The organism is Streptomyces sp. ISL-66, from assembly GCF_018614135.1.
Taxonomy (GTDB): domain Bacteria; phylum Actinomycetota; class Actinomycetes; order Streptomycetales; family Streptomycetaceae; genus Streptomyces.
The window spans coordinates 1-6,270 of the sequence record NZ_JAGGOW010000232.1; the positions used below are offsets into that span (position 1 = coordinate 1).

Annotated in this window: 5 protein-coding genes; 1 reads left to right on the top strand and 4 read right to left on the bottom strand. The window is 73.5% G+C overall.

Annotation, left to right across the window (positions count from 1 at the left end; all coding sequences use genetic code 11):
- From J7E97_RS34450 to J7E97_RS34465, 4 genes are all read right to left on the bottom strand, one after another.
- Nucleotides 1–2,189, bottom strand: a 2,189-nt coding sequence (locus J7E97_RS34450; protein ID WP_215035428.1) for a DUF3488 and transglutaminase-like domain-containing protein, incomplete at its 3' end; no start/stop codon positions are given.
- Nucleotides 2,186–3,601, bottom strand: coding sequence for a DUF58 domain-containing protein (locus tag J7E97_RS34455; protein ID WP_215035430.1), 1,416 nt, complete (start codon nt 3,599–3,601; stop codon nt 2,186–2,188). The genes J7E97_RS34455 and J7E97_RS34450, both read right to left, overlap by 4 nt.
- Entirely contained in the window at nt 3,601–4,611 is a 1,011-nt protein-coding gene (locus J7E97_RS34460) for a MoxR family ATPase (protein ID WP_215035432.1), read from the bottom strand. Before J7E97_RS34460 ends, J7E97_RS34455 begins: the two co-directional genes overlap by 1 nt.
- Nucleotides 4,612–4,762: 151 nt before the next feature.
- Entirely contained in the window at nt 4,763–5,320 is a 558-nt protein-coding gene (locus J7E97_RS34465; RefSeq protein WP_251055634.1) for a carbonic anhydrase, read from the bottom strand.
- Nucleotides 5,321–5,662: 342 nt separating this feature from the next.
- On the opposite strand from J7E97_RS34465, the gene rsmH reads away from it, so the two are divergent.
- Nucleotides 5,663–6,270: 16S rRNA (cytosine(1402)-N(4))-methyltransferase RsmH (gene rsmH, locus J7E97_RS34470; protein ID WP_251055636.1), on the top strand; the 608-nt coding region annotated here is incomplete at its 3' end.

Below are 6,270 nucleotides of genomic sequence, written 5' to 3' on the forward strand. Positions count from 1 at the left end.
GGGGCGTACAGCGCGCGCTCCACCGCGGCCGAGACCCGGTGCACGGCGTCCGCGGCCCCCGGGTCCAGCCGGCCGAGCGCCGCCACCCGGTCCGCGGCCCCGCGCGGGGACAGCGCCTCGTCCGGGGCGATCCCGACGTCCCACGCCGAGTCGCCCAGCTCCCGCCACGCGGACAGCACGTCGCCCGAGCCGAGCCGCCGCGCCCGGAGCCGCCTGCGCCACGCGAACGGCAGGAACGGGAGGGCGAGCAGGGCGAGGGACCCGGCCGTCCAGGCCGCGACCGTGGCAACCGACGGGCCGCCGCCGCCCGATCCCGCGTCCGGCTTCGGCGCGACCGCCCCGCACTCGCCCAGCTTCTTCTGGTCCGGCGGGCAGTCGTCCGCCTTCGACGGCTCGGCCGAGGGGCCCGCCGCACTCGCGGACGGAGCCGCCGTCGGCGCCGTCGGCTGGGACTCCGGGGCCGCCGGGCGGCTGTAGTCCGGCACCGTGATGCCCGACCGCGGCGTCGGCTCGAAGCGGGTCCAGCCCACGCCCTCGAAGTACAGCTCCGGCCACGCGTGCGCGTCCCGCATCGAGACGTTGACGCTGCCGTCCGACTGCCGCTCCCCGGGCGTGAACCCGACCGCGACCCGCGCCGGGATCCCCAGCGTTCGCGCCATCGAGGCCATCGAGAAGGCGAAGTGGACGCAGAAGCCCTCCTTGTCGGCGAGGAACCGGGCGATGGCCTGCGAACCCGTACCCGAGGACACCTTCGTGTCGTAGCGGAATCCGCCGTTCACCGCGAAGTAGTCCTGGAGCTTCACGGCCCGCGTGTAGTCGTCCTTCGCGCCCCGCGTGACCTGCCTGGCCGTCTCGGCGACGACCGGCGGCAGGTTGTCCGGCAGCCGCGTGTACTCGGCCCCGATCGCCGCGTTCGGCTCCGGAGCCCTCCGCAGCTGCTCCGCCGTCGGCTTCAGCAGCAGGCTCCGTACCGTGTACTGCACGCCCTGGGCGTTCTGGAACTTGTCCTTCCCCAGCTGGTCCCCGACGAGCGTCCGCCCGACCGGCTCGAACCGCCACTTCCCGCCGATGTCCACCTGCACCGCCGGATACGGCATCGGCAGGTAGCGCTGCGCGTACGTCTGCGCCGAAGAGATGCTGGTGCGCACCTCCGCCGCGCCGATCAGGACGTCACCGCTCACACCCGGCGGGTTCGGCAGCCGCTCCGGGACGTCGGTCAGGGGCCGCCCGGAGGCCTCCCACTTGACCCCGTTGAACTCGTCCAGCGCCAGGATCCGCAGGTACTGCTCGCCCAGCTGCGGGCTGTCCGTCCGGTACTTCAGCACCACCCGGTTGTCCTGGGTGTTCAGGCTGCTCTGCAGCGAGACCAGCGGGTTGACCGCCTGGATCGAGGGGCCGATGCCGCTCCCGCCGTCGCCCGCGCCGCCCGCGCCCAGGAGCCCGTCACCGAGCGAGGGCAGTGCCGCCGGCACCACCAGCGCCAGGCCCAGTGCGACCGCGCCGATCCGCCGCCCGCTGCGCACCGGGGCGACCGCCTGGCCGCCGCCCGAGTAGCCGGCCGCCACCCGCCCCGGCGGGGCCCCGCCGAAGACCCGGCCCCACTGCGCGAGCCGGTCGCGGCCCTCGGAGAGCAGCAGCAACAGGTAACCGCAGCCGGCCAGCAGGAAGGAGAACCAGGAGCCGCCCGAGCCGGACGTCGCGCCCGCCAGGCCCGCCGCCACCGAGTACAGCGCGAGCAGCGGCAGTCCGGCCGCCGCGGCCATCCGCAGCGTCACCGCCACCAGGTCCACCAGCAGCCCGATCAGCAGCACCCCGGACACCAGCAGCAGCCGGATCCCGTCCGTCAGCGGAGCGGGGATCGCGAACTCGCTCACGTCCCGGGCGCCCTGCCCGTACAGCGAGCCGAAGTCCGTCACCAGGTAGTCCAGCACCCCGTCACCGGACGGCGACTGGGCCTTGCCGCCGAACAGCAGCATCAGCGCCAGCATCGAGACGAGCAGCTGCGCCGCCACCGTCAGCGACCGGGGCAGCGGCACCCGCCGCGCCCCCGCGCCCACCCCGCTCTGCAGGGCCAGCAGCAGCGCCGCCTGTGGCAGCCAGCTGCCCGATTCCACCAGCGGATCGAGCGACCACGCCGTGAACAGCGTCGCCAGTGCCGCGAAGACCGTCAGCCTCGCCCGTCCGCTCATCCCCAGCCCCCCGCCGCACCCGAAGCGGTGCCCGTGCCCATGCCCGTCGCCGCGCTCCCGGCCATCCGCCACAGCTCACCGAAGGCCACCCCGGGCGGGGCGGCCAGCGCCGTCCAGCCCGCGTCGCGCAGCCTCGCGAGCCGCTCCTCCAGCGGAGGCAGCCCCCGCGACGTCACCCGCGCGAGCCCGGGCGGGCGCCCGGTCCAGTTCGCGGAGTCCATGACGAACGCCACGGCCCCTCCGCTGCGCCGGCACATCTTGGCCGCCAGCTCCGTCTGTACGTCGTCCAGGTCTCCGAAGAAGGCGATGAGGAGCCCGTCACCGCCGGCTCCGCCGAAACCGCCGCCGATGCCGGTGCCCCGGACCGCGTCGTGGGCCCGGGAGAGCCCCGCGCCGTCGGAGTGGCCGATCACCGCGAGGGTGTCCATCATCAGCCCCGCCGCCTCTGCGGACTCCTGGCCGCCGGAGGTGAAGCCGCCGCCCTCGCGGGGCAGGCAGTCCCCCGTGTCGGTCAGCAGCCGGACCGCGTAGCCCTGCTCCAGCAGGTGCACCAGCGTCGACGCGGCTCCGGAGACGGCCCATTCGAAGGCCGAGTCGGGGCCGGCGTCCTCGTAGGCGAGGCCGCGGGTGTCCAGCAGGACGGTGGCCCGGCTGCGCTGCGGCTGCTCCTCGCGGCGCACCATCAGCTCGCCGTAGCGGGCCGTGGAGCGCCAGTGCACCCGGCGCAGGTCGTCGCCGCGCCGGTAGCCGCGCGGGATCACGTCGTCCTCGCCGGCCAGGGCCAGTGAGCGGCGGCTGCCGTCGCCGTAGCCGGAGGACTCGCCCGCCAGGCGGACCGCGGGCAGCGCCTCGGTGCGCGGGATGACCGTGAGGGTGTCGTGGGCCGAGAAGGACCGGGTCAGCTCGACCAGCCCGAAGGGGTCGGTGAGCCGCAGCTGGAGCGGTCCGAGCGGATAGCGGCCGCGCAGGTCGGAGCGGACCCGGTAGGACACCTCGCGGCGGCCGCCCGGTTCCACCCGGTCCAGTACGAAACGGGGCCGGGGCCCCAGTACGTAGGGCACCCGGTCCTGGAGCATCAGCAGGCCGGTCGGGACCCGGGAGGTGTTCTCCAGGCGCAGCTGCACCCGGGCCTCGGAGCCGGCGGGCACCCGCATCGGGGTCAGCCGGCGGCTGCCGGAGACCTGGTAGCGGGTGCGGTGCAGGGCGTAGACGCAGATCAGCGGCAGCACGGCGAGCAGCAGCCCGACCCGCAGCAGCCCGGACTGGCCCAGCACGTACGCGCACAGCGCGGCGGCGAGCCCGGCGGCCAGGAAGGACCGGCCGCGCGTGGTCAGCCCGGACAGCGAAGCACGCAGCCCGCCGCCGTCGTCGGGCCCCCGGCCGCCGGCGCCGTGCGGGGCACCGGCGCTCATCAGAAGCCCCGGATGCCCGCGCCGGGCGGCATCTCGCCGTGCGCGGGCGCGGCCGGTACCGGGGTGCGCTGGAGGATGTCGGCCACGACCTGCTCGGCGGTGCGCCGGTTCAGCTGGGCCTGCGCGGTGGGCAGCAGCCGGTGCGCGAGGACCGGGCCGGCCAGCGCCTGGACGTCGTCGGGCAGGACGTAGTCCCGGCCGGCCAGGGCGGCGGAGGCCTTCACGGCGCGCAGCAGGTGCAGCGTGGCGCGGGGCGAGGCGCCCAGGCGCAGGTCCGGGTGGCTGCGGGTGGCGGAGACCAGGTCGACGACGTAGCGCCGGACCGGCACCGCGACGTACACCTCGCGGACGGCCTCGATGAGCTTGACGATGTCGTGGGCGTGCGCGACGGCCGTCAGGTCGTCCAGCGGGGAGAGCCCGCCGTGCACGTCGAGCATCTGGAGCTCGGCCTCCGGGCTGGGATAGCCGACGGAGACGCGGGCCATGAAGCGGTCGCGCTGGGCCTCGGGGAGGGGGTAGGTGCCCTCCATCTCCACCGGGTTCTGGGTGGCGACCACCATGAAGGGACTCGGCAGCGCGTACGTGGTGCCGTCGATGGTGACCTGGCGCTCCTCCATCGACTCCAGCAGCGCGGACTGCGTCTTGGGGGAGGCCCGGTTGATCTCGTCGCCGATCACGATCTGCGCGAAGATCGCGCCCGGCTTGAACTCGAACTCGCGGCGCTGCTGGTCGTAGATGCTGACGCCGGTGATGTCGGAGGGCAGCAGGTCCGGCGTGAACTGGATGCGCTGCACCGAGCAGTCGATGGACTTGGCGAGCGTCTTGGCCAGCATGGTCTTGCCGACGCCGGGGACGTCCTCGATGAGCAGGTGTCCCTCGGCGAGCAGCACGGTCAGCGCGAGGCGGATGACCTCGGGCTTTCCCTCGATCACGCTCTCGACCGAATCGCGCACCCGCTGCGCCGTGCTCGTCAGATCCGCGAGGCTCGCTCGGTCGTCATACGTGGTCACCTGGTTCTCCTCGACCCTTTCCCCGGGCCGGCGTCATGCGCATGACCGGCCCACCCCGAAACACCTCAGAAATGCAAGCGTGGACACCGGCCCGGAGGTCCTCCGGGTGACGTCTCCCCGCATTCTTGACGGCGTTGAGGCCGTGTGTCACTCAGGAGGTGGGGTCGATCTCCCGCAGGAGCCCGGTGTGCACGTCGAAGACGAAGCCTCGCACATCGTCCTTGTGGGGCAGGAAGGGGTTCGTCCGGACCCGCTGCATGGACTGGCGGACGTCCTGGTCCACGTCGCGGAAGGCCTCGACGGCCCAGGCGGGGCGCTGGCCGACCTCGTCCTCCAGCTCGTGCCGGAAATCCTCGGTCAGGCTTTCGAGGCCGCATCCGGTGTGGTGGATGAGTATCACCGTGCGGGTGCCGAGCGCCCGCTGGCTGATGGTGAGGGAGCGGATGGTGTCGTCGGTGACCACGCCGCCCGCGTTGCGGATCGTGTGGCAGTCGCCGAGTTCCAGGCCGAGGGCGGCGTGCAGGTCGAGGCGGGCGTCCATACAGGCCACCACGGCGACGTGGAGGACGGGGCGGGCGTCCATGCCGGGATCGGCGAACTTCGCGGCGTAGGCGCGGTTCGACTCCACCAGTCGGTCGGTGACGGAACGGTCGGCGGGTTCGGTGACCCCGGGGGCGGACGCGGCGGGCACGGGTGCGGAAGTCGTCATGCATAAGACGTTAGTGGTCACAGGGCGTCCCGGCATTGAGTGAGGGTGGACAAAGAAGGTCACTACATCCTGTTGTGAGCTAACCCACAGGGGTGAGGGAGCGGGGTCCGTCCGGGTGATTCGCGGCATTTGCCGCTTCGCGGGGAGAGGCCCGCCCGGCGCGCGGGGCGGTTCGTTGACCGCGGCGACCGTTGCACTAAAGTGACGCGGACCGGCCGGAGCCCGGCCCTGACCGGCCGCCCGGCCCCTTTGGTAAGACTCCGCGTGCGCGGCGCGGCGCATGCCTGCCGCGCCGTTATCTGAGAGGGCGCTTTGACTAGCGAGTCCCGACACGTCCCGGTGATGCTCCAGCGGTGCCTGGACCTGTTGGCCCCGGCACTGGAGAGGCCCGGGGCCGTCGTCGTCGACTGCACCCTCGGCCTCGGCGGCCACAGCGAGGCCCTGCTCACCCGGTTCCCCGAGGTCCACCTCATCGGCCTCGACCGCGACAAGGAAGCCCTGCGCCTCTCGGGGGAGCGCCTCGCGCCCTTCGGGGACCGGGTCACCCTCGTCCACGCCATCTACGCCGACCTGGCCGACGTACTGGACGGCCTGCGCATCCCCACCGTCCAGGGCATCCTCTTCGACCTCGGCGTCTCCTCCATGCAGCTGGACGAGGCCGACCGCGGCTTCGCCTACGCGCAGGACGCGCCCCTGGACATGCGGATGGACCAGACGACCGGGATCAGCGCGGCGGAGGTCCTCAACACCTACCCGCCCGGCGAGCTCGTCCGGATCCTGCGCCAGTACGGCGAGGAGAAGCAGGCCAAGCGGATCGTGTCCGCGGTGGTCCGCGAGCGGGTCAAGGAACCCTTCACCAACAGCGCGCGGCTCGTCGAGCTGATCCGCGACTCCCTGCCGCAGGCGGCGAAGCGGACCGGCGGCAACCCGGCCAAGCGCACCTTCCAGGC

What these genes read in the sequence shown, in the direction of transcription:
- J7E97_RS34455 (WP_215035430.1), bottom strand. Translation starts at nt 3,601, where the DNA reads ATGAGCGCCGGTGCCCCGCACGGCGCCGGCGGCCGGGGGCCCGACGAC.
- J7E97_RS34465 (WP_251055634.1), bottom strand. Translation starts at nt 5,320, where the DNA reads ATGACGACTTCCGCACCCGTGCCCGCCGCGTCCGCCCCCGGGGTCACC.